This window comes from Streptomyces sp. NPDC047072 (genome assembly GCF_040643855.1).
Taxonomy (GTDB): domain Bacteria; phylum Actinomycetota; class Actinomycetes; order Streptomycetales; family Streptomycetaceae; genus Streptomyces.
Window position 1 is genome coordinate 1 of record NZ_JBEYVC010000184.1, and the last position, 21,100, is coordinate 21,100.

At 72.6% G+C, this 21,100-nt stretch carries 23 protein-coding genes and 2 pseudogenes; 9 read left to right on the forward strand and 16 right to left on the reverse strand.

What is annotated here, in order from left to right; all coding sequences use genetic code 11:
• Window positions 1–73: 73 nt before the first annotated feature.
• Genes ABZ896_RS44095 through ABZ896_RS44135 form a run of 9 tightly spaced genes read right to left on the reverse strand, consistent with a single transcriptional unit; the run spans window position 74 to window position 7,307 of the window.
• Complete coding sequence (locus ABZ896_RS44095; RefSeq protein ID WP_360941975.1) at window positions 74–340, reverse strand: hypothetical protein; 267 nt, start codon at window positions 338–340, stop codon at window positions 74–76.
• Window positions 337–1,443 (reverse strand): acyl-CoA dehydrogenase family protein, encoded by a 1,107-nt coding sequence (locus tag ABZ896_RS44100; protein ID WP_360941978.1) that lies wholly within the window; start codon window positions 1,441–1,443, stop codon window positions 337–339. Before ABZ896_RS44100 ends, ABZ896_RS44095 begins: the two co-directional genes overlap by 4 nt.
• On the reverse strand, window positions 1,440–1,955 hold the full coding sequence (locus ABZ896_RS44105) for a hypothetical protein (protein WP_360941981.1): 516 nt from the start codon (window positions 1,953–1,955) through the stop codon (window positions 1,440–1,442). The genes ABZ896_RS44100 and ABZ896_RS44105 overlap by 4 nt, the downstream gene beginning before the upstream one ends.
• Before the next feature lie 17 nt (window positions 1,956–1,972).
• Window positions 1,973–3,073: an LLM class flavin-dependent oxidoreductase gene (locus ABZ896_RS44110; protein ID WP_360941984.1), complete on the reverse strand. Its 1,101-nt coding sequence runs from the start codon at window positions 3,071–3,073 to the stop codon at window positions 1,973–1,975.
• 8 nt (window positions 3,074–3,081) lie between these two features.
• A complete protein-coding gene (locus ABZ896_RS44115; RefSeq protein ID WP_360942038.1) occupies window positions 3,082–4,053 on the reverse strand; it encodes an ABC transporter substrate-binding protein in 972 nt (323 codons plus the stop codon).
• Window positions 4,054–4,064: 11 nt separating this feature from the next.
• Complete coding sequence (locus ABZ896_RS44120) at window positions 4,065–4,781, reverse strand: ABC transporter ATP-binding protein (protein ID WP_360941987.1); 717 nt, start codon at window positions 4,779–4,781, stop codon at window positions 4,065–4,067.
• Window positions 4,782–4,783: 2 nt separating this feature from the next.
• Window positions 4,784–5,632, reverse strand: a complete 849-nt coding sequence (locus ABZ896_RS44125; protein WP_360941990.1) for an ABC transporter permease — start codon at window positions 5,630–5,632, stop codon at window positions 4,784–4,786.
• Window positions 5,629–6,468 carry a sulfurtransferase gene (locus ABZ896_RS44130; protein WP_360941993.1) on the reverse strand — a complete coding sequence of 280 codons (840 nt, stop codon included), beginning with the start codon at window positions 6,466–6,468 and terminating at the stop codon, window positions 5,629–5,631. The genes ABZ896_RS44125 and ABZ896_RS44130 overlap by 4 nt, the downstream gene beginning before the upstream one ends.
• Entirely contained in the window at window positions 6,465–7,307 is an 843-nt protein-coding gene (locus tag ABZ896_RS44135) for a lysophospholipase (protein ID WP_360941996.1), read from the reverse strand. The genes ABZ896_RS44130 and ABZ896_RS44135 overlap by 4 nt, the downstream gene beginning before the upstream one ends.
• A gap of 304 nt (window positions 7,308–7,611) precedes the next feature.
• Between ABZ896_RS44135 and ABZ896_RS44140 the strand changes: the two genes are divergently transcribed.
• Together ABZ896_RS44140 and ABZ896_RS44145 are read left to right on the forward strand one after the other, a co-directional pair.
• Entirely contained in the window at window positions 7,612–8,466 is an 855-nt protein-coding gene (locus ABZ896_RS44140; protein ID WP_360941999.1) for a LysR family transcriptional regulator, read from the forward strand.
• 122 nt (window positions 8,467–8,588) lie between these two features.
• On the forward strand, window positions 8,589–9,767 hold the full coding sequence (locus ABZ896_RS44145; protein WP_360942002.1) for a hypothetical protein: 1,179 nt from the start codon (window positions 8,589–8,591) through the stop codon (window positions 9,765–9,767).
• Window positions 9,768–9,779: 12 nt separating this feature from the next.
• On the opposite strand, the gene ABZ896_RS44150 is transcribed toward ABZ896_RS44145, so the two are convergent.
• The 3 genes from ABZ896_RS44150 to ABZ896_RS44160 form a co-directional block, all read right to left on the reverse strand.
• Window positions 9,780–10,169 (reverse strand): MarR family transcriptional regulator, encoded by a 390-nt coding sequence (locus ABZ896_RS44150; protein WP_360942005.1) that lies wholly within the window; start codon window positions 10,167–10,169, stop codon window positions 9,780–9,782.
• A 79-nt stretch (window positions 10,170–10,248) separates the two neighbouring features.
• A complete protein-coding gene (locus tag ABZ896_RS44155) occupies window positions 10,249–10,599 on the reverse strand; it encodes a VOC family protein (RefSeq protein WP_360942008.1) in 351 nt (116 codons plus the stop codon).
• A 112-nt stretch (window positions 10,600–10,711) separates the two neighbouring features.
• Window positions 10,712–11,743 carry a LacI family DNA-binding transcriptional regulator gene (locus ABZ896_RS44160; RefSeq protein ID WP_360942011.1) on the reverse strand — a complete coding sequence of 344 codons (1,032 nt, stop codon included), beginning with the start codon at window positions 11,741–11,743 and terminating at the stop codon, window positions 10,712–10,714.
• A gap of 176 nt (window positions 11,744–11,919) precedes the next feature.
• Here ABZ896_RS44160 and ABZ896_RS44165 point away from each other — a divergent pair, with 176 nt between their 5' ends.
• The 6 genes from ABZ896_RS44165 to ABZ896_RS44190 all read left to right on the forward strand — a co-directional run bounded on the left by ABZ896_RS44165 (window position 11,920) and on the right by ABZ896_RS44190 (window position 17,417).
• Window positions 11,920–13,941 (forward strand): beta-galactosidase, encoded by a 2,022-nt coding sequence (locus ABZ896_RS44165; RefSeq protein ID WP_360942014.1) that lies wholly within the window; start codon window positions 11,920–11,922, stop codon window positions 13,939–13,941.
• Window positions 13,942–14,137: 196 nt separating this feature from the next.
• Window positions 14,138–15,100 (forward strand): SMP-30/gluconolactonase/LRE family protein, encoded by a 963-nt coding sequence (locus tag ABZ896_RS44170; protein ID WP_360942017.1) that lies wholly within the window; start codon window positions 14,138–14,140, stop codon window positions 15,098–15,100.
• Window positions 15,101–15,267: 167 nt separating this feature from the next.
• On the forward strand, window positions 15,268–15,723 hold the full coding sequence (crcB, locus tag ABZ896_RS44175) for a fluoride efflux transporter CrcB (RefSeq protein WP_360942020.1): 456 nt from the start codon (window positions 15,268–15,270) through the stop codon (window positions 15,721–15,723).
• The gene (locus tag ABZ896_RS44180; protein WP_360942023.1) at window positions 15,720–16,112 is read left to right on the forward strand and encodes a DUF190 domain-containing protein; all 393 of its coding nucleotides are present in this window, start codon (window positions 15,720–15,722) and stop codon (window positions 16,110–16,112) included. Before crcB (ABZ896_RS44175) ends, ABZ896_RS44180 begins: the two co-directional genes overlap by 4 nt.
• Window positions 16,109–16,483: a fluoride efflux transporter CrcB gene (gene crcB, locus ABZ896_RS44185; RefSeq protein ID WP_360942026.1), complete on the forward strand. Its 375-nt coding sequence runs from the start codon at window positions 16,109–16,111 to the stop codon at window positions 16,481–16,483. The genes ABZ896_RS44180 and crcB (ABZ896_RS44185) overlap by 4 nt, the downstream gene beginning before the upstream one ends.
• 97 nt (window positions 16,484–16,580) lie before the next feature.
• Window positions 16,581–17,417, forward strand: a complete 837-nt coding sequence (locus tag ABZ896_RS44190; protein ID WP_360942029.1) for an undecaprenyl-diphosphate phosphatase — start codon at window positions 16,581–16,583, stop codon at window positions 17,415–17,417.
• A 27-nt stretch (window positions 17,418–17,444) separates the two neighbouring features.
• Here the strand turns inward: ABZ896_RS44190 and ABZ896_RS44195 are convergent, their stop codons facing one another.
• Window positions 17,445–18,164: a DinB family protein gene (locus tag ABZ896_RS44195; protein WP_360942032.1), complete on the reverse strand. Its 720-nt coding sequence runs from the start codon at window positions 18,162–18,164 to the stop codon at window positions 17,445–17,447.
• A gap of 185 nt (window positions 18,165–18,349) precedes the next feature.
• On the opposite strand from ABZ896_RS44195, the gene ABZ896_RS44200 reads away from it, so the two are divergent.
• The gene (locus ABZ896_RS44200; RefSeq protein WP_360942041.1) at window positions 18,350–19,009 is read left to right on the forward strand and encodes an ATP-dependent endonuclease; all 660 of its coding nucleotides are present in this window, start codon (window positions 18,350–18,352) and stop codon (window positions 19,007–19,009) included.
• Between the two features lie 31 nt (window positions 19,010–19,040).
• Here ABZ896_RS44200 and ABZ896_RS44205 read toward each other — a convergent pair whose 3' ends face one another.
• The 3 genes and pseudogenes from ABZ896_RS44205 to ABZ896_RS44215 all read right to left on the reverse strand — a co-directional run.
• Window positions 19,041–20,204 (reverse strand): helix-turn-helix domain-containing protein, encoded by a 1,164-nt coding sequence (locus tag ABZ896_RS44205; protein ID WP_360942035.1) that lies wholly within the window; start codon window positions 20,202–20,204, stop codon window positions 19,041–19,043.
• 153 nt (window positions 20,205–20,357) lie between these two features.
• A pseudogene (locus ABZ896_RS44210) lies at window positions 20,358–20,888 on the reverse strand (alpha/beta hydrolase fold domain-containing protein); the annotation flags it as partial.
• A gap of 1 nt (window position 20,889) precedes the next feature.
• Window positions 20,890–21,036, reverse strand: a pseudogene (locus ABZ896_RS44215) (adenosine kinase); the annotation flags it as partial.
• Window positions 21,037–21,100: the final 64 nt, after the last annotated feature.

Here is a 21,100-nt window from a genome sequence, read left to right on the forward strand (position 1 = left end):
GGCTGGCCGCGGAGGGCCAGACCGTGGCGGACATCGCGGACACGGTCCGGCTGTCGGTCGGCACGGTCCGCAACTACCTCGGCAACTGCCTCACGGTCCCGGCCCCGCGCGGCACCACGGGCACACCGAGGGCGTGGGCGTGCCGGAGCGTGACGGTCACGTCCTCGGTGCGCCGGGCATGCACCACCGCGAGGGGCTCGCCGGGCGGGCGGGTCCCCGAGCGGTCGGTGGCGTGCGCGGCCAGCACACCCGGGTCGGTGCTCAGCCGGTCCGGCGGCAGATCCCGGGCGAGCAGGCCCAGGAACCGCGCGGACACGGTCGTCTCCGGTGCCGCCGTCACGGGGTCAACGCCTTCGTGTCGATCGCGAGCAGCGAGACGTCCTCCTGGGGCGCGTGCACGGGCGCGCTCTGGATGTCCCGGAAGTGCCGCTCCAGCGGATTGCCCCGGGACAGCCCCGGATTCCCGAGCAGCCGCACGGCCGGCTCCACGGCCCGCACACCGTGCCGGTCCGCCAAAACCCTTGCGCCCAGAGCCTGTTCGGGGGTGTACGACGTGTCGCCCGCGTCGAGCCTCCCGGCCCCGCCGAACACCAGCTGCTCGGCGGCGGCCAGCAGCACCTCGATCTCCCCGGCCGCCCGGCGGAACCGCTCCGTACGGGCCACCGGGTGACCGAGGTTGGCGGGCACCCGGGTCTGCGCGAAATGATGGAAGGCGGCCTGCGCGGTCCGTGCGACCCCCAAGTACAGGGCGGCGAGCGGGAGATGGAGGGCGGCGCCCGCCCGGTTGTCCTGCTCGGCGGCCGGACCGTGCGGACCGATCCCGATGACGTGCTCGTAGGGCACCTCGACGTCCCGGAAGGTCACGTCGTGACTGCCGCTGGCCCGCAGCCCCAACTGGTCCCAGCGGCCGGTGATCTCGATGCCGGGCGAGCCGCCGGGCACCAGGAACGTGCCCACGCGCGGTTCGTCCTCGTCGGTGGTCGCCCACACCAGGAACCAGTCGAGCCCCTCGGCCCCCGTCACGAACCGCTTCGTGCCGCTGACCGCCCACCCGTCCGCCGTGCGCCGCGCCCGCGTCGCCGGCAGCCCGCCCCGCGCGGGGGAGCCCAACTCGGGCTCCACACGCGCATGGTTGAGCAGCACGGGCCGCTCGAATGACTCCTTGACCACCCGCGCGTACAACTCCTCGGGCCAGTGCGGCTGTACGGCCTGGCGGGCGTGGTTGGTGAGCGTCATCGCCGCGATCAGGGCGACGGACGGGTCGCCCTGGCCCAGGGTGTGCAGGATGCGGGCGCTCTCCTCGACTCCGGCGCCCTGACCGCCGTACCGCTTCCCGATGGTCGCGGTGAGCAGGCCCGCCTCGTGGGCGATGCGCAGGGACTCGGCGGGGAAGGCGGCCGATCGGTCGTAATGGGTGGCCAGTTCGGCGATCCGTGCGGTCACGACAGCGCCTTCTCCAAGTCGGCGTCGAGATCCGTGGACCAGAACGACGTCACGTCCAAGTGCTCCTTGAGTGGGCCGAGTTCGGTGAACACGTCCGCCACCTTCTGCTCCGGGCTCTTCAGGACGCTGTCCCGCGCCGACCAGAGGAAGTTGCCGGACAGGATGTCCTTTCCGTCGCCGACAGTCGTGGCGCCCTGCTGGTGCGCGGTGATGATCGAGGTGCCGTAGGAGGCGAAGGCGTCGATGCTGCCGCCGTTGGAACCCTTGGGGACGACGACCTCCTGGTTCAGGGTCGCGCCCTGCTGCACGGCGACCACCTTGAAGTTGGGGCTGCTGCCGTCGGCGGCGGCGAAGACCGGCGGGATCTCGCTGGAGGAAGCGAGGTCCAGGGCCCCGGCGCGGATCGCCTGGAGTTGCTGGTCACCGCCCTGGGGGACGGACGAGGACGACTCCGCCTGCGACTCGCTCCCGCAGGCCGCGGCGGACGAACGCGGGGTACGGCGCAACAACACGGACTCTCCATGGGAGTTCAGGCGGCGTGGGCGCCGGCGGCACGGTGGGCGAGTTCCTGCCGGACCAGCGGCAGGACGTGACGGGCGTAGTCGACGGCGTCGTTGAAGGGGTCGTAGCCGCGGATGGAGAGCAGGTCGCAGCCGATGTCGACGTAGTCGAGCAGGGCCCTCGCGACCGTCTCCGGAGAGCCGACCAGGGCGGTCGAGGCGCCGGCCGCGTTGGTGGCGACCGCCGGAGCGGTCCACAGGCAGCGGTCGTGGACCTCGCCGCGCTCGGCGATGTCGAGCAGCCGCTGTGAACCGACGTTGGCCGGGCGGCCGGAGGTGCGGTAGTGACGCAGTAGTTCAGTCCCGGCGGCCTGTTCCTTGAGGACGCCCAGCGTGCGGTGCGCCTTCTCCCAGGCCAGCTCGTCGGTGGGCGCGATGATCGGGCGGAACGACACCCAGATGCGCGGGTGAGGCCGTCCGGCGGCGTCGGCGACCGCGTTCACGGCGGCGATCTGCTCGGCCGTCTCCTTCAGCGGCTCGCCCCACAGGCCGAAGATGTCGCCCTGCTGCCCGCCGACCCGGTAGGCGTCCTGCGAGGACCCGCCGACCGAGACCGGGATCAGCCCGTTGTAGGGCTTCACGTCGGAGGCGTACCCCTCGAACCTGAAGTACTTCCCCTCGTGGGAGAGCGGCCCGTCGGCCTGCCAGACCTTGCGGAGGATCTGGATGTACTCGTCCGAACGCTCGTACCGCTCCGCCTTGCCCAGGTAGTCGCCCTCCCGGCGCTGCTCCTCGTCACTGCCCCCGGAGATGATGTGCAGCGACAGCCGCCCCTTGCTGATCCGGTCGAGGGTGGCGAGCGCGCGGGCCGCGTGCGTCGGGAAGATCACGCCGGGCCGGTGGGCGAGGATCGGGCGGATCCGCTCGGTGTGGGTGGCGACGAACTGAGCGACCTGGAAGGCGTCCGGGGACGCCGAGTGGTAGGCGACAAGGGTGTGGTCGAAGCCGCCGTCGTCCAGGGTCCGGGCGTACTTGCGCAGGAAGTCCGGGTCGAATCCGGTACGGCTGCTGGAGGCCGGGTTGTTCGACCCGGAGTCGGTGTGGACGGCGCTGATGAACTCGACAGGCATGAGGGCTCCTAGTGCAGAAGGGTGGTGTCCGCCGACTTCGCGACATCGACGTTCGGTTCCAGGACCCCGATGCCGTTCATGAGGTCGGCCACGTCCTGGACGGTCCTGTTCACGCCGTCGTCGACCGGAAGGACCTCGCCGTACGCCGCCGAGGCCAGCGTCCTCGCCACCGAGGCGTCGGCGCCGTTGCGCTCCTGGATGGCCTTCGCGTAGGCGTCCTGGTGCGTGCTGGTCCACTTCAGGGCCGTGCCGAGGCGCCCCAGGAAGTCCGACAGCGCGGCCTTCTTCGCCGGGTCGGCGAGCGCCTTGTCGGAGGCGTTGACGAAGCCGTATCCGCTGACCCGGCCGTCCGCGCCGTCGACGAGCAGCTTGCCGCCCTGCTCCAGGCCCACGGCCTGGTAGACGCCGAAGGTCGCCCAGATCCTGACCTTCCCGGAGGCGAACGCGGCCTGCGCGTCGGTGGGCAGCAGGTACTGCACCTTGACGTCCTTGTAGTTCAGACCGTTCTGCTGAAGGACGTTGGCCAGCAGATACTCCGCGATGCTCCCCTTGGCCGAGGACACCACGACCTTCTGGCCCTTGAGATCCTTGACGCTGTCGATGCCGGAGTCCTTGCGGACGACGATCCCGACGTGCGTGCCGTCGTTCTTCAGCGCGGCCACGTTCTTGATCTTCACCCCGCCGCTCAGCGCCTGGAGGGCGGGCAGGTCCGCCGAGTAACCGGTGTCGGCGGCACCGGCCTGCACGGCCTGGTAGAGCGGCGCCGCGCCCTCGAACTCGGCCCACTTCACCTTGTACTTGGCGCCCTTGAGCGCGTCCGAGGCGGCGAAGATCGTCTGGAGCGTCTTGGCCTGGTCGCCGATGGTCAGGGTGGCCGTGTTCGAGGAGGACGCCTCGGCCGAGGAGTCGGCGCCGCAGGCGGTCAGCGCCAGCAGGGCGGTCAGGCTCAGGGCGGCGGCGGCGATTCTGCGGGGCTTCATGGCCAGGGGGCTCACGACGGGGTTCCTTCCAAAGTACGGGTCACGCCCAGCCAGTTCAGGAGGCGGGCGCGCAGGGTCACGAACTCGGGGGCGGTCAGGTCACGCGGACGCGGCAGGTCGACGGTCAGCTCGTGGGCGATCCGGCCCTCGTCCATCACCAGCACCCGGTCGGCGAGCAGCAGAGCCTCCTCCACGTCATGGGTGACCAGGAGGACCGCGCAGCCGTGCCGCTGCCACAGCTCGGCCACCAGCTGCTGCACCCGGCCCCGGGTGAGGGCGTCGAGCGCACCGAACGGCTCGTCCAGGAGCAGCAGTTCGGGCTCCCGGACCAGGGCCCGGGCCAGCGAGACACGCTGGGCCTGGCCTCCGGAGAGCGTCTTGGGCCAGACGGTCGCGCGATCCGCGATGCCGACCTCGTCCAGGGCCTTGGCGGCGAGCGCCCGGTCGGGGCGTCCCGGCAGTCCGAGGACCACGTTGCGCCACACCTTCAACCAGGGCAGCAGCCGCGGCGATTGGAAGGCCGCACTGCGCCGGGCCGGTACGGTCACCTCGCCGCCGATCTCCTCGTCGAGCCCGGCGAGGATCCTCAGCAGCGTCGACTTGCCGCAGCCGCTGTGCCCGAGCAGGGCCACGAACTCGCCCTCGCGGATGTCGAGATCGAGCTCGTGCAGGACGGTGTGACCGTCGAAGGCCCGCGAAAGCCCCCGTATCTCCACGCTGTTGGCCATCTCTACGCCTCGCCCTCGAAGTTGGCCCGCCAGGTCAGCAGGCGGCGGGACAGGATCCGTACGGCGAAGTCGCAGGCGAGGCCCAGCAGGGCGTACACGACGAGGCAGAGCACGATGACGTCCGTACGGAAGTACTGCTGGGCGTTGCTCATCAGATAGCCGAGCCCCGCGTCCGCGTTGATCTGCTCGGCGAAGACCAGCGCCAGCCAGGCGGTGGACAGCGCGTACCGGAGCCCCACGAGGGCGCCGGGCAGCGCGCTCGGCAGGATCACGTAGGTGATCAGACCCAGTCGGCCGAGCCCCATCATCCGTGCCGCCTCGACGAGTTGGGCGTCGGTGGAGCGGATGCCGCCGTAGATGTTGAAGTACAGCGGGTAGGTCACGCCGAGCGCGACCAGGGCGATCTTCGGGGTCTCCTCGATGCCGAACCAGACGATGAACAGCGGGATCAGGCCCACCCAGGGGATCGCCCGGAACATGCCCATCGAGGAGTCGATGACGTCCTCACCGAGCCGGAAGAGCCCGGCCAGCAGGGAGAGGACCAGCGCGATCGTCGCTCCGATGAGAAAGCCGGTGGCGGCCCGGCGGCCCGACGCGGCGATGGCGCTGGGGAGTTCGCCGTTCTTGGTGAGCTCGACGGCCTGCTTGAGCACGTCCACGGGGGAGGCGAGCACCGACTCCGGCAGGACGCCGGTGGCCGAGGTCAGGAACCACAGGAGGACGAGACCCACGGGCCCGGCGGACCTGCGCACGGAGCGCGGAACCGTGAAACGGCGGCGGGTCTTCGCGGCGCCCCGGATGGTGACCCGGGTGGGCGGCTTCAGCGCGGCGGGCAACTCCAGCGAAGTCATGGGTTGCCCCCTGTCGCGGCCGGGCGGTCAGGATCGGCCGACCAGGCGGACCATGAGCCGGGGAAGAGAACGGCCTCGAACCCGGCGATCTCCAGCGCGGCGATCTGATGGGCCGCTGTGACGCCCGATCCGCAGTACACGCCGATGCGTCCGGCGCCGGACGCGCCCCGCTCCTCGAACCGCTTGCGCAGCTCCTCGGGCGGCAGAAAGGTCCCGTCCGCGGCGAGGTTCTCCCCGGTCGGCGCGGAGACCGCGCCCGGGATGTGCCCCGCGCGCGGATCGACCGGTTCGACCTCGCCGCGGTAGCGCTCACCGGCCCGTGCGTCCAACAGCAGCCCGGAGGAGGCGAGTTCGGCGGCTCCGTCGGCGTCGGTGACGGGCAGGGCGCCGGCCCGCAGGCCGACGTCGCCCGGAGTCGGCCCGACCGGTTCTCCCGACTCCAGCGGCAGCCCGGCCGCGCGCCAGGCGCCGAGCGCCCCGTCGAGGAGCGTCACCCGGTCGAGTCCCGCGTAGCGCAGGAGCCACCAGGCGCGGGCGGCCGCCGTGTTGCCCAAGTCGTCGTAGACCACGACGTGTTGGTCGTCGCGGAGCCCCCATGCACGCGCGGCCGTCTGGAGGTCGGCGATCGCGGGCAGCGGATGTCGGCCGCCCTCCCGACTGGGAGGCGCCGCCAACTCGGTGTCCAGGTCGACGTACACCGCACCCGGGATGTGCCCCTCGACGTAGTGGGCACGGCCGTGCGGATCCCCGAGCGCCCAGCGGACGTCGAGCAGGGCCGGGGGAGAGTCGGAGGCGAGCAGCTCGCGCAGCTCGGCGACGGTGGTGGTGACGGTCATGCCGGCTCCTCCGCGATAGGTGTCAGCTCGGGGGACAGGCGCAGACGCTCCAGGAAGAGCACGATCGTGGCGGCGACCGTGCGGTGCAGGGCGTCGTTGAGGACGTCGTGCCGACCGCCGTTGAGGACGACCGTGCGGGCACCCGCGTAGGCGTCGAGGGCCCTGTCGAGGGGGCTGATGGTGTCGTCCCTGCCGTGCAGGGCGAGGACGGGGACGGTGACGCGGTCGAGACGGAGTTCGGGCAGGTCGGCGGGGGTGTCGAAGAGGACGCCGCGCCGGAAGTCCGGGTCGTTGGTGAGACGCCCCTGGTGGGTCGGGCAGGCGGTACGCGCCGTGACCTCGACCTCCCAATCGACGTCGGCCTCGGCTTCCTCACCGATTGCGAGCCGGGCCTCCCCGCCGGTCGAGAGCTGGGCTTTCCCGCCGATTCCGACCGGGCTCTCCCCGCCGATCGCGACCGGGCTCTCCCCGCCGGTTCCGGCCGCGTCTTCCCGGCCTCCCGGCGCCCCGTCAGCCGTCGGCAGCCCCGCCAGGATCACCGCGTCGACCCCCGCCGTCCCCTCGGCGGCCAGCGCGGCCGCGTACCGGGCGCCGGTGTCCGAGCCGACCAGCACCTTGGGGCCGGGCAGCGAATCGTCGGCGAGCAGCTTGGCCGCCTCGTCGAGCACGGACGGATCGGCGGACGGGTCGCCGAGGGCGCGCACCCGGTAGGCGTCGAAGGCGAGCCGGCGGCCGAACCGCTCGTACACACCGCCGTGTTCGCCCCGCCCGGCCAGCACGATCAACGTGCCGCGCGCGGCGAGACCTTCGGGTTCGTCCCAGGAGAAGAAAGAGGACATGAGGGGGCAACTCCCGTATGAGGGAAGGGAAAAGGGCAGGCGAAAGGGACTGTCACGTGTCAGTGTGAGGACTGCGTGATCAGCTCGAAGGTCGGCGCGGGGCCGAAGGGGAGATCAGCGACAACGCGCGCTGCACGCCACGCCGAAGTCGATGACTCGGCGCTGCGTCAGAAGGGCAGCGGAAGCGGTCGCGTGCAACATGCCCTCATCATGACCGGCCGCCCCGGACGGCGTCCAACGACGATTCCGCATCGAAACCGATCAGGGATCGCGATCGATCGGCTCCAGCGACTAGGGTCGCCGCATGCCCCAACCCGTGCTGGACATCGTGGCCCTCCGCAGCCTGACCGCGATAGCCGACTGCGGCGGCTTCCACCGCGCCGCCCAGGCGCTGGCCCTGAGCCAGTCCGCGGTCAGCCAGCACGTCCGCAAGCTGGAGAAGCTGCTGGGCCGGCCGGTCGTGGAGCGCGAGGGGCGCGGCACCCGCTTCACCCCGGAGGGGCGGCTGCTGCTCGAACAGGCCCGCAGGATCCTCGCCGTCCACGACGAAGCCGTACGCACGCTCCTGGACGCCGACGGGGACACCGTCACCATCGGCTCCACCGAGCACGCGGCCGACCAGTTCCTGCCCCGGCTGACCGCCGCCGTCCAGGAGGTGCGCCCCGGGTGCCGGGTCCGGTTCCGCATCGACCGCTCGGCACGGCTCGTGGAGGCCGTGGAGCGCGGCAGCGTGGATGTCGCGGTGTACGTCACGGAGGCGGCCGCCACCGAGGGCACCCCGGTCGGCGGCCTCCCGCTCACCTGGCACGCCGTCCCCGGCTGGGAGCCGCCGACCGCGCCCGCCCCGGTGCCGCTGGTCGCCATCGAGGACCCGTGCGCGATCCGCCGCCGGGCCATCGCCACCCTGGCCGCGCGCGGGGTGCCCGCCACGGTCGTCGGGGACGCCGGCTACCTCGCGGGCGTCCTGGACATCGCCCGCACCGGCCAGGGCGTGGCGCTCCTGGCCGCCGTAGGCCCCGCCCCGGACGGATTGACCCCGTACAAGGGCCTCCCCGAGGTCACCCCGATCCCGATGAGTGCCCTGTCCCGCCCGGGAGCCGACCCGGCGACGGTCGAGGCCGCCTTCGCCGCCGTACGGGATCTGCTGCACCGCCCCTAGGTGTGGAGATCGGGTGCGTGCTGTCCGCCTGGCCGGCGTCTCCCGATAGGTTCGCGGAGTCGTTTGGAGTTCTGTGAGTTTCGGCCGCCGCCCCCGGCGCTCGGTCGTGAAGGGATCCGTACGTGACTGATCCGGTCTTCGTCGTCCATGGTGTCGCCAACCGGGACCCCGACGGCTTCACGGCCGCCGTCAAGGCTCTGGAGGCCGCGACGGGCGTTCCCATGGAGCCGGTCTACTGGGGCGATCTCGGCGCCGAGGACCGGTACTTGACCGCGGCGCTCCCCGAACGCGCGTCGGCGCCCGCCCCCGCGGACGACCTGCGCGACACCGGCCCACTCGCGCCCCTCCCGGAGTTCCTCCTCGACGAACAGCTGTACCTCGCCGACCAGTTGGCCCTGGTCGAGGCAGCCCTCCGCGCGGAACTGGCAGAGGACACCGGCCTGTTGCGCGACGGCTCGGGCAGCCCCGCCCCCGAGGAGATCCTGGACTGTCTCGCCGAGGAGTGGCCCGAGACCCGCTGGCTCAGCCGCACCGACGACCCCGCCCTCCTCGCGGAGACCGGCCGCGCACTGGCCCGCTCGGTGCTGGACACGCGCGTCGACTCCTACGACGTCCACGGCCACGACGGTCTGCGCGGCGGCGAACCCGGAAGCCCGTACGGCGGCGCGCCCGGCACCCTGCGCGACTCGGTCCGACGGCGGCTGCGTGACCTCGACCGGGTCGCCGGCGCGGCCATCGGCATGGTCGCCGGGCGGGTCAACCAGTCCCTGCGGACCCGCTTCGGCCCCGGCACCGCCCGCTTCCTCGGCGACGTGCTGGTCTACCAACGGCACCGGGACGCCGTCCACGCCCGGATCCGGCAGCGGATCGACGTCGTCGACCCGGAGTTGGGGCAAGGCCCGGACCGTCCGGTGCGGGTCGTGGCGCACAGTCTCGGGGGTGTCATCGCGGTGGACATGGCCACGGCCCACGAACCCCTGTGGACCGAACGGCTGGTCACCTTCGGCTCCCAGGCCGCCTTCTTCCACGTCTGCGACCCGCGCGGCGGCCAACTCCCGCCCTACGGCGGTCAGGAGCCGGTCCCCCTGCCCGAATCGCTCGGCCACTGGACCAACCTCTGGGAGCCGCTCGACCCGCTGGCCTTCGTGGCCTCCCGGGTCTTCCGCCTGTACGACGGCGGCAGCCCGGTCGACCGGCCCGTCCCGCACGCCGCCCGCATCGGCCTGTGGACCCACTCCGCCTACTGGGACCTCCCGGACGTCGCCGCCGCGATCACCGAGGCCATGGCCGGCCCGGGGTGAGCGCGGGGCGGCCTACGCGTCGAGCATCCGCTCCAGTACCTCGCGCTGGAGCGGGAGCACCTCGGCGTACAGGTCCCGGCCCTTCTGGGTGAGGGCCACCCAGACGCCCCGCCGGTCCTCCACACAGACGGAACGCTCCACCAGACCGTCCTTTTCCAGCCGACCGATCAGCCGGGACAGCGCGCTCTGGCTCAGATGGACCCGTCCCACGAGGTTCTGGACCCGGCACTGGTCGCCCTCCCGGGGCGACTCGGTGGCGAGGATGTCCAGCACCTCGAAGTCGCTCGCGCCCAGGCCGTGCGGGTGCAGCACACGGTCGATCTCGCACATCGTGCGCGCGTGCACGGACAGGATGTCCCGCCAGCGCTCCTCGAGGCCGGCCTTCGCTGTCTTCACCGCCATACCTGCACGGTAACACCGATCCGGCCAGTCATTGACTGTGCAACTAGTGCGCGTGCAAGAAGTGCGGCAAGAAGTGCGGTCAGCCCGTCGGGTCCTGGAGCAGCCCGATGAGGTTGCCGTCCGCGTCCTTCAGGGACGCGACGAGCCGCCCCGCGCCCACGTCCCGGATGTCCTGCAGCGGCTGCGCCCCGGCGGCCAGCAGCGCGGCGTGCGTCGCCTTGATGTCGCTCACGTGCCAGAAGGGGACCGGCCCGGTCAGGCCCTCGGCGTGCCCGTTGGGGTTCAGACCGACGTCCTGGCCCGCGTCCTTGAAGCCGACGTAGTACGGCTCGTCGACATACGGCTCGGTGCCCAGCAGTGCGCTGAACAGGGCCTTCGCGGCGGCGAGGTCCTTGACGGGGTAGATGATCGTGTTGAGTCCGGCAGTCATGTCGTGCTCCTCCGTGAGATGTCCGCGCCGTTCCGCGTCGGTGATCTCACGCTAAGCCGGGCAGGCGCTCCACCGCTTCTCCGATCCTGACCGCTCAGGGCATGCCCGAGCCCTACGTCGACTCCCGCCGCACCAGCTCCGTCGGCAGTATCACCGCCGCCGGGTCCTCGCCCCCCAGCTGGGCGAGCAGCAGCCGGACCATCTCGGCGCTGATCCGGTCGTAGGGCTGGCGGATCGTGGTGAGGGGAGGGGTGGCCTCCGTCGCCGCGATGGAGTCGTCGAAGCCGCCCACGGAGACGTCCTCGGGGACCCGACGGCCGGCCCGGCGCAGTGCGGTGAGGGCGCCCAGGGCCATGAGGTCGGAGGCGACGAACACGGCGTCCAGGTCGGGGGCCCGCTCCAGCAGCAGCTCGGCGGCCGCCTCGCCGCTGCCCCGGCTGTAGTCGCCGTAGGCGACGAGCTGGTCGTCGACCTCCACGCCCGCCTCGCCGAGCACCTCCTTGTAGCCGGCGAGCCGGTCGACACCGCCCGGCGAGTCCGGCGGACCGGTGACGATGCCGATGCGGCGGCGGCCCCGCGACAACAGGTGCCGCACCATGTCACGGGCGCCGTCCCGGTCGTCCGCGGCCACGTAACTCACCTTCGAGCCGTGCCGCATGGGCTTGCCGCACTGCACGACGGGCACGCCCGCCTTGTGCAGCTCCTCGGCCACGGGGTCGGCGGAGTGGCTGGTCACCAGCAGCACGCCGTCCAGGTGTCCCGCCGTGATGAACCGTTTGATGCGGCGCCGCTCGTCGTCGGTCCCGGCCAGCATCAGCAGCAGCGGGATGTCGTGCGCGGCCAGCGCCTGGGTGCAGCCGCGCAGCAGGACGTTGAAGTTCGGGTCCTCGAAGAACCGCTCCTGGGGCTCCGTGAGCAGGAAGCCGACCGAGTCGGAGCGTCCGGTGATCAGCGAGCGGGCGTGCCGGTTGACGACGTAACCGGTCTTGCGGATGGCGGCGTTGACGGCCTCCTGCGCGGCCGGAGAGACGTAATGCCCGCCGTTGAGCACCCGCGAGACCGTGCCGCGCGAGACCCCTGCCTCGCGGGCGACGTCGTGGATCGTCGGCGCCCTGCGCCGGCCCCCCGCACTGTTCATGGTCAAGACTCTAAGGCCCAGCACGGCCCTGAGTACGGCCATGAGCGCGACCATGCTGTGATCGTGCACAGTAATCGCTGAGGTCAAGCACTTGGCAAGCCTCGCTCTCATGCGGTTATCTAGGGCCGCACACCTCTGGAGCCGTGTGTGCACGTTCCCAACCACTCGAAACGGGAGAGACCATGCCGGAGACCACCCCCAGGGGCCTCACCAGGCTTGCCTTCGGCGGGGACTACAACCCGGAGCAGTGGCCCGAGAGCGTCTGGGACGAGGACGTCCGGCTGATGCGCGAGGCCAGGGTGACCATGGTCAGCGTAGGGATCTTCTCCTGGGCGCTGCTGGAGCCGGAACCCGGTGTGTACGACTTCGGCTGGCTGGACCGGATCATCGGCCTCCTGCACGAGAACGGCGTCCGTGTCGACCTCGGCACCCCCACCGTCGTCCCGCCCGCCTGGTTCTACCGCGCGAACCCCGACGCCCTCCCGGTGACGGCCGACGGCACCCGCCTCGCGTTCGGCTCGCGCGGCGCCATCTGCCACAGCAACGGCGCCTACCGCGCGGCCGCCGCGGCCATCACCACCCAGCTCGCCGAGCGCTACGCCGACCACCCGGCCCTCGCGATGTGGCACGTCCACAACGAGTACGGCGTCCCCGTCTCCGCCTGCTACTGCGACTCCTGCGCCGCCCACTTCCGCCGCTGGCTGCAGACGACGTACGGCGGTGTCGAGGGCGTCAACGAGGCCTGGGGCACCGCGTTCTGGGGCCAGCACTACACGAGCCTGGAGCAGATCGACCCGCCGCGCACCGCGGCCACCGTCGGCAACCCGGGGCAGGCGCTGGACTACAAGCGGTTCGCCGACGCCACCATGCGCGAGAACTTCGTCATGGAGCGGGACATCCTGCACCGCCTCTCGCCGGGCGTCCCGGTGACGACCAACTTCATGACCGCGCTCAGCCAGTGCGACTCCGTCGACTACTGGGCCTGGGGCCGCGAGGTCGACATCGTCACCAACGACCACTACCTGATCACCGACGGCCGCCGCACCCACGTCAACCTCGCGATGGCCGCCGACCTCACCCGCTCCGTCGCCGGGGGCGCGCCCTGGATCCTGCTGGAGCACTCCACCTCGGGCGTCAACTGGCAGGACCGCAACCCCTCCAAGGCGCCCGGCCAGATGGCCCGCAACTCCCTCGGGCACGTGGCCCGCGGCTCCGAGGGCGCCATGTTCTTCCAGTGGCGCCAGTCCCGGCGCGGCGCCGAGAAGTTCCACTCGGCGATGGTCCCGCACGGCGGCACCGACACGCGCGTGTGGCGCGAGGTCGTCGAACTGGGCGCCGCCCTCGACTCGTTGAGCACGATCCGCGGCACGCGCACACAGGCCGACGCGGCCGTCCTGTGGGACTGGCACTCCTGGTGGGCCCAGACCCTCGACTGGCGGCCCAGTGTCGACCACGACGCCCGCGAGCGCGCCGACGCCTTCTACGAGGCCCTCTACGACCGCCACCTCACGGTCGACTTCGCCCACCCGGAAGCCGACCTGTCGGCCTATCCCCTGGTCGTCGTACCGGCGTCGTACCTGATGACGGAGGCGGCGGGGAACAACCTCAAGGAGTACGTCGAGAACGGCGGCACGCTCGTCGTGTCGTACTTCTCCGGCATCGTCGACGAGCACGACGCCGTGCACGAGGGCGCCTACCCGGGCGTGCTGCGCGACGTCCTCGGCCTCACCGTCGAGGAGTTCTCGCCGCTGCTGCCGGACCAGTTGGTGCGGGTCACGGGCCCCGACGGCTCGGAACTCACCGGTGACGTCTGGAGCGAGTTCGTGGTGCCGCGCGGCGCCGAGACCGTGTGGACGTACGCCGACGGCCTGGCCGCCGGCCACCCCGCCGTCACCCGGCACCGCCTCGGTGAGGGCACCGCCTGGTACGTCTCCACCCGCCTGGCCGCCCAGGGCCTGGACGCCCTGCTCGGCTGGGCCGCCGAGGACGCCCGGCTCGCCCCGCGCGCCGAACTGCCCCACGACGTCGAGGTGGTCCGCCGCTCCGGCGAGTCCGGCACCTACGTCTTCGTCGTCAACCACACCGCGGCGGAGGCCAAGGTGCCCCTGGACGCTCACGGCACCGAGCTGCTGACCGGCGAGCGGGCCGCGGACCACCTCGTGGTCCCCACGGGCGCTGTCCGCGTCGTACGCCTCGACGGCTGAACCGACTCCCCTCCGCCCGCGAGACCACGAGCCGCGGGCGGAGGGGCCTCAGTACCGGTCCCGGAATCGGTTCGGTGCACCGGGGCGGACGAGTTCGCCGTCGGACAAGGTTGCCGAGCACCGGACAGGGCGGCTTCGACTGCGGGACAGTGGGCACACGCCGTACGAGAAGGGCCGGCAGAGAGGCAGGGTGCTCATGGACCGTCCCACCGCGCTCGTTCCGCGCCACTACGTCGCGATCGGCGGCCACGGCCCCGAGGACGTCGTCGCCGACCCCCGCGGCCGGATCCTGACCGGCGTCTCGGACGGCCGCATCCTGCGCGTGGACGGACTGACCGAGCCCCTCGACGCCCGGGTCGAGACACTCACCGACACCGGCGGCAGGCCGCTCGGCCTCGAACTCCTCCCGGACGGCGACCTGTTGGTGTGCGACGCCGAACGCGGACTGCTCCGCGTCGACCTCGCCGACGGCGGTGTACGCGTCGTCGCCGACGAGGTCGCGGGTGAGCGGCTGCGGTTCTGCAGCAATATCGTCGCCCTGACCGACGGCAGCGTGTACTTCACCGTCTCCAGCCGCCGTTACCCGCTGGAGCAGTGGATCGGCGACATCGTCGAACACACCGGAACCGGTCGCCTGCTGCGCCTCGCCCCCGGCGACGACACCCCCGAAGTCCTGTTGGAGGGGCTCCAGTTCGCCAACGGTCTGGCCCCGAGCGCCGACGAGTCCTTCCTCGTCGTCGCCGAGACCGGCGCCCGCCGGCTCACCCGCTACTGGCTCGACGGCCCGTCCGCCGGCCGCTCCGAGCCGCTCGCCGACGACCTGCCCGGCATGCCCGACAACATCTGGCGCGGCGGACCCGACGGACCGATCTGGGTCTCCCTCGCCGGCCCCCGCATCCCCCCGCTCGACCTGCTGCACCGAGCCGCCCCGCCGGTCCGCAGGACCGCCGCCCGGATCGCCGTACACGCCCCCTACCGCCCGACCGGCGGCATCGGTGTCCTCGCGGTCGACGACGAGGGGCAGGTCGTCCACCACCTCAGCCGCGGCCACTCCCGCTACCGCATGGTCACCAGCGTCTGCGAGGCCTCCGGACACCTCGTCCTCGGCAGCCTCTGGGAGCGCGGCATCGCGCTGTGTGAGCCGCCCGCCGTGAAGTGACCCCGGTCCGGCACCGGAGTTACCCTGGTCACCGGTCGCGATCACCCTCGCGGCGCGGCGGTGGGGCCCGCCGTACCCGAACCGCGGCGAAGGCGCCGCCAACGGTCCCTACTTGCGATGGAGCGCGCCCGCATGCCCGGGCCCCGGCGAGTAGGAGAGACACGACCATGACAGCCCAGGAGAGCCTCCGCGCCCCCGTCAGACCTCCACGGCAGTCGCTCTGGCGAGGTCAGGGAGCGGTCGTCGCCGTGGTCGCGCTCGGCGGCGCCCTCGGCGCCACGGCCCGCTACGCCCTCGCTCTCCACTGGCCCGCGCACCCCGGCGGCTTCCCCTGGGCGACCTTCTGGACCAACGTCGTCGGCTGTGCCGTCATCGGCGTCTTCATGGTCGTCATCACCGACGTGTGGGCCGCCCACCGCCTGGTCCGCCCGTTCTTCGGCACCGGCGTCCTCGGCGGCTTCACCACCTTCTCCACCTACGCGGTCGACATCCGGAAACTGGTCGACGCCGGCCATCCCCGCACGGGCCTGGCCTACCTGGCCGCGACCCTCCTCGCGGCCCTCACGGCGGTGTGGCTCGCGTCCGCCGCGGCCCGCCGCGTCCTGAAGCGGAGGCAGCGATGACGAGGCTGACCGGCAGCGCCCTGCGCCTGACCGTCCTCATCGGCGAGAACGACACCTGGCAGCACAAGCCCCTGTACACCGAGATCGTGCACCGCGCCCACGCGGCCGGACTCGCCGGCGCCAGCGTCTTCCGCGGAATCGAGGGCTACGGCGCCTCCTCCCTGATCCACACCTCCCGGCTGCTCTCCCTCAGCGAGGACCTGCCGGTGGCCGTGATCATCGTCGACACCGAGGACCGGGTGCGGGAGTTCCTGCCGCAGCTCGACGAACTCGTCGCCGAAGGCCTGGTGATCCTCGACGACTGCGAGGTCATCCGGTACGTCGGCCAGGAGACGGCCCCTGCCGGGACACCGGACAAAACGGACGCGAAGGGTAAGAAGTCGTTGTGAACTGGCTGCTGGTCGTCGCGGGTGCCGTGGTCGGTGCCCCGCTCCGCTATCTCACCGACCGCGCGGTGCAGTCCCGGCACGACTCGGTCTTCCCCTGGGGCACCTTCGCCGTCAACGTCACGGGCTGCCTGGTCCTCGGCCTGCTCACCGGCGCGGTGACCGAGGGGGCCGCCGGGACGCATCTCCAGCTGTTGCTGGGCACCGGGCTGTGCGGGGCGCTGACGACGTACTCGACCTTCTCGTACGAGACCCTGCGGCTGACGGAGACCGGGGCGCGGTTCTACGCCGCCGTGAACGTGGTCGCGAGCGTGGTCGCGGGGCTCGGCGCGGTGTTCGTCGGCGTGGCGCTGGCGCAGGCGGTGTGGGCGTAGGGATCCGTGGCGGTGCGGGCAGGGGAATCCGTCCTCGTCGGCGGGTGGTAAGACTGTCCCCGCCGCACCCGCCCTCCCCTGAGAAGAACTGGATCCCATGAGCGTCATCAGCGTCGGTCAGGCCGTCGTCCTCGGAGCCGTCGAGGGGGTGACCGAGTTCCTGCCCGTCTCCTCGACCGGCCACCTGAAGATCGTCGAGGGACTCATGAACATCCCCGTCGACGACGACGCCGTCGTCGGGTTCTCGGCCGTCATCCAGGTCGGGGCGATCGCCGCCGTGCTCGTGTACTTCTTCAAGGACATCGTGCGGATCGTCTCCGCGTGGGGGAGGGGACTGGTCAACAAGGAGGAGCGGTACCACCACGACTACAAGTTCGCCTGGTGGGTGATCGCGGCCACCGTCCCGATCGTGGCCGTGGGCCTGGCCGCCAAGCCGCTCATCGAGGGGCCGCTCGCCTCCCTGTGGGTGGTCGCGGGCTCGCTGATCGTCGGCAGCGGTGTCATGTGGGCGGCGGACCAGATGGGGCGGCACAAGCGCGGGGAGGACGACACCACGTTCAAGGACGCGATGCTGGTCGGCAGTTCGCAGATCCTCGCCCTGCTCTTCCCCGGCTTCTCGCGCTCCGGCGCCACCATGTCCACGGCGCTCATCCTCGACCTCGACCGGGTCGCCGCCACCCGTCTGTCGTTCTTCCTCGGCATCCCGGCCCTCACCGGCGCCGGCCTCTACGAGCTCAAGGACGCCCTCGGCGCGGGCGTGGGCGCGGCCCCGCTCGCCGTCGGCACGGCCGTCTCCTTCGTCGTCGCCTACGCCTCCATCGCCTGGCTCCTGAAGTTCGTCGCCAAGCACTCCTTCAACGCGTTCGTGATCTACCGGATCGTCGTCGGCGTCCTGCTGTTCGGGCTGCTGGCGACGGGCACGCTCGACAGCTGAGGCGGGGCTCCCGGTGGCAGGGCCGTCCTACCCGCCGGAGGCGAAGCGGGCCGCCCACAGGTCGCGCAGCAGGGCGATCTCGGCCATGTGGTGGATGAGTTCGAGGTTGGCACCCCACACCACGGAGATGTACGGCTCGTCGGCGTCCGAGGCGTACGGGTACTGCGAGAAGCCGACCGTGTCGAGCTGCTCCTCCGTCATCGCGCCGACGGCGTCCCGCCACCGGTCCACCGCCGTCCAGAACCGGTCGAGCGTGACGGACGCGGACGGGCTGAAGTCGACCATCTGCCTGGGATCCTGACGCCGCTCGCCGAAGGCCCACTCGTACCCGCCCTCGAACTGGACGTGCAGATGGCCGATCCGCCACGCGATCGTGGTGATCGGCGTCCGGTCGGGCGTCACGGGCCCGGTGTGCGCGAGGACCTCCTGGACCCGCTCCACGCTCACGCTCCAGTCCACGGCGATCTTCTCGACCGACATCCCGCTCGCCGCCTGCCGCGCGACCTCCTCGTACTCGTTCGCCGGGATGTCGGGTGCGCCGAGGTCCAGTACCCACTCGCCCGGCCCGAAAGCCCTGGGTGTGCTCGCCTCCTCCCGGCGCCGCAGGGACCAGCATCCGGGCACCGGCTCCCACAGGTACTCCTCGTCGGTGAGGCCCCGCAGCCGGACCTGCGCCATCTCCCTGGCCCGGTCGAACTGATCGAGCAACAGACCGAAGCGGTCCGTCCGTACGCCCTGAGTCTCCACGTCCTGGTTCCCCCTCGCGCTCGCGTGAGCAGCCCTGCCGAGGCGGAGGCTAGTGGCTCTCCGGCGGGGTGTGCGACGCATTTCCGCGCCGCTCCCGGCGCTCCCGGCGGCCGGGCTCCGGGCGGAAAACCTGTGGGCGTGCGGGAGGGCGCCCTGGCAGGATGGCGCGGGGGAAGCGAGGGCATGTGGACGAGTCGGGACGATTCCGCCGGGCGCTGATCGCCTGGGCGGCGGGCGGAGCGGACGCGGGCGCGGCCGCCGCCGAGGCGCGAGCGCTGGCCGGTACCGGTGTCCGCACGGTCGTGCTCGTCGAGGGCGCCAGCGACCAGGTCGCGATCGAGGTGCTGGCCGCACGCCACGGCCGCGATCTCGACGCGGAGGGCGTGGTGGTCGTACCGCTCGGAGGCGCGACCAACATCGGCCACTTCCTGGACGTCTGCGGTCCCGGCGGCCTCGGGCTCCCGCTCGCCGGGCTCTGCGACATCGGCGAGGAGCGGCACTTCCGGCGGCATCTGGAGCGGGTCGGTCTGGGGACCGGGCTCACGACCCAGACGGCGCTGGAGACCCTCGGGTTCCAGGTGTGCGTCGCCGACCTGGAGGACGAGCTGATCCGCGCGCTCGGCGCGGAGACCGTGTGCCAGGTGATCGACGCCCAGGGCGAGACCCGCCCCTTCCAGACCTTCCGAGGCCAGCCGGCCCAGCGGGAACGCCCGGTCGAGCACCAGCTGCGCCGCTTCATGGGCACCCACAGCGGCCGCAAGGCGCTCTACGCACAGGCGCTGGTCGCCCACCTGGACTCCGGGCGCGTGCCGCGGCCGTTGGACCGGTTGCTCGCGCGGGTCTGAGTTCAGGCGCCGCGCGCTCGGTGCCCGGCCCTCATCCCCGCGTCAGATGCCTGACCGTGAGCGCGAAATACAGCCGCAGTCGCCCTTCCGCGGTCCGCAGTGGCCAGCCCAGCAGCGTCTCCGCCCGCGCGAGGCGGTCGTGGAGCGTGGAGTGGTGGACGTTCGCCTCGGTGGCGGCCGCCCGCAGGCTGGACGTGGTGGCGACGGCGTGCAGGGTGACGAGCATCCAGGGCGCGTCCGCCGCGGCGGCGTCGACGGCCCGCGCGTCGGGCGGCGGGACCGAACCCGGGGTCACCAGATCGGCGAGCAGGGCCACGTCCCCGAGGTCGTCCGCGTGCACCACACGGCGGCCCGGATCCTGTGCGGTGCCCTCGGCCGTGAACCTCAGCGCGGTGCGGGCCGACCGAAAGGAGCGGGGCAGTTCGAGCACGGGCACGGCGGAGCCGACACCGAGCCGGACCGCCGTCGGGACGGTGGGGGAGGGCCGCCCGTCCGCCACCGCGGCCACGACCCGGGGCGGGCCGCCGAACGGGGCGAGTGCACACGCGCGCGTGGCCGGGTCGTTCGTGTCGAGCCCGAGCTGCCCCGCCGCCCGCAGCCGTGCCCGCTCGGGGGCGTCCGCGTCGAGGACGGTCTCGACCGCCGCGGGGTCGTCGGCGGCGGGAGCACGTCCGCGCGTACGGTCGAGCACCTGCCGTAGGGCAGCCGCGGCCCGCTCGAGGATGACGGCGTCGACGACACTGGACGAGCCCGCCGCGAGCCCCGCGTCGGCGGCACCGGGAGAGCCGGGTATCGGCTCCGCGTGGGCGGCACCGGGAGAGCCGGGTGTCGGCCCGGCGTGGGCGGCACCGGGCGGGCCCGCCATCGCCCCAGCCCTAGTGGCTACGTCGGCCGAGTCCGCCGCCCGCTCCAGCCACAGGACCGACGCGCCGCCCGCGGCCACCGGCACCGACGGCCAGCCGGGATCGGGCGGTGTCGAGGTGTCGGCGCGTCGCCCGTCGGCCTCGACCCGGATCCGCACCCGCCGGGTGGCGTCCGCCAGCCGGGCCGGACACCCCGCGAGCACGGCCGCACCGCGCACCAGGGTCTCCAGCCCGGCGCGCCCCTCGGCGAGTTCGTCGAAGTACGTGATGACCCGCACGGCGTCCCCGGCGTCCGGGTCCAGCGCGCTGAGACGGCCGGCCAGTTCTCTCATGGACCCATGGTGCGCCAGTGACGGCGATCAGGAGCGCCGGAGGTCCGCGCCAACGCCCGACGGGCGCGCCCGGGCCGCGACGCCCGCCTGATCGACCGGACAGGCCGAGGCGCCCTGACTCGCCGGACAGGCCGAGGGGCCCCTGACTCGCGGTTACTCGCTCAGCAGCCTGCGCAGCCACGTCAGTCGGGCCGACGCCGTCGCCTGGGACACGGCCGCGTGCGGTGCCATGAGGTCGTAGCCGTGGAAACCGCCCGGCCACACATGCAGCTCGGCCACGCCACCGCTCGCCCAGATCGCCGAGGCGTACGCGACGGCCTCGTCGCGGAAGGTCTCCGCGGAGCCGACGTCGACGAAGGCCGGCGGCAGGCCGGACAGGTCCTCGGCCCGCGCGGGGGAGGCGTACGCCGGGACGTCCGGACCGCCCCGGCGGTCGCCCAGCAGGGCCGTCCAGCCCATGGCGTTCGAGTCGCGGTCCCAGATCCCGCGCCCCGCCATCTGCCGGGCGGACACGGTGTCGTTGCGGTCGTCCAGCATGGGCCCCATGAGCACCTGCCCGATCGGCCGGGGCCCCTTGCGGTCCCGGGCCAGCAGCGCGGCCGCCGCCGTCAGCCCGCCGCCCGCGCTGGTGCCCGCGACGACGATCCGCTCCGGGTCACCGCCGATCTCCCCGGCGTGCTCCGCGGGCGCGCACGAGGTCGCCCTCGGGATCGTCGCCGAGGAGGTCGAGGTGGTGGGTCCGCAGTCCGAGCGCGGCGAGCCCGCGGGCGACGAAGTCCCCGGTCTGCCCCGCGCGCGTACGGATCCCGGAGTCGATCATGTAGCTGTCGGCTGCCCGCCGCGTCGACGAGCGTCACGCGGGCGTCGGCCAGCGGGCCGTGCGGCGCCCGGACGAC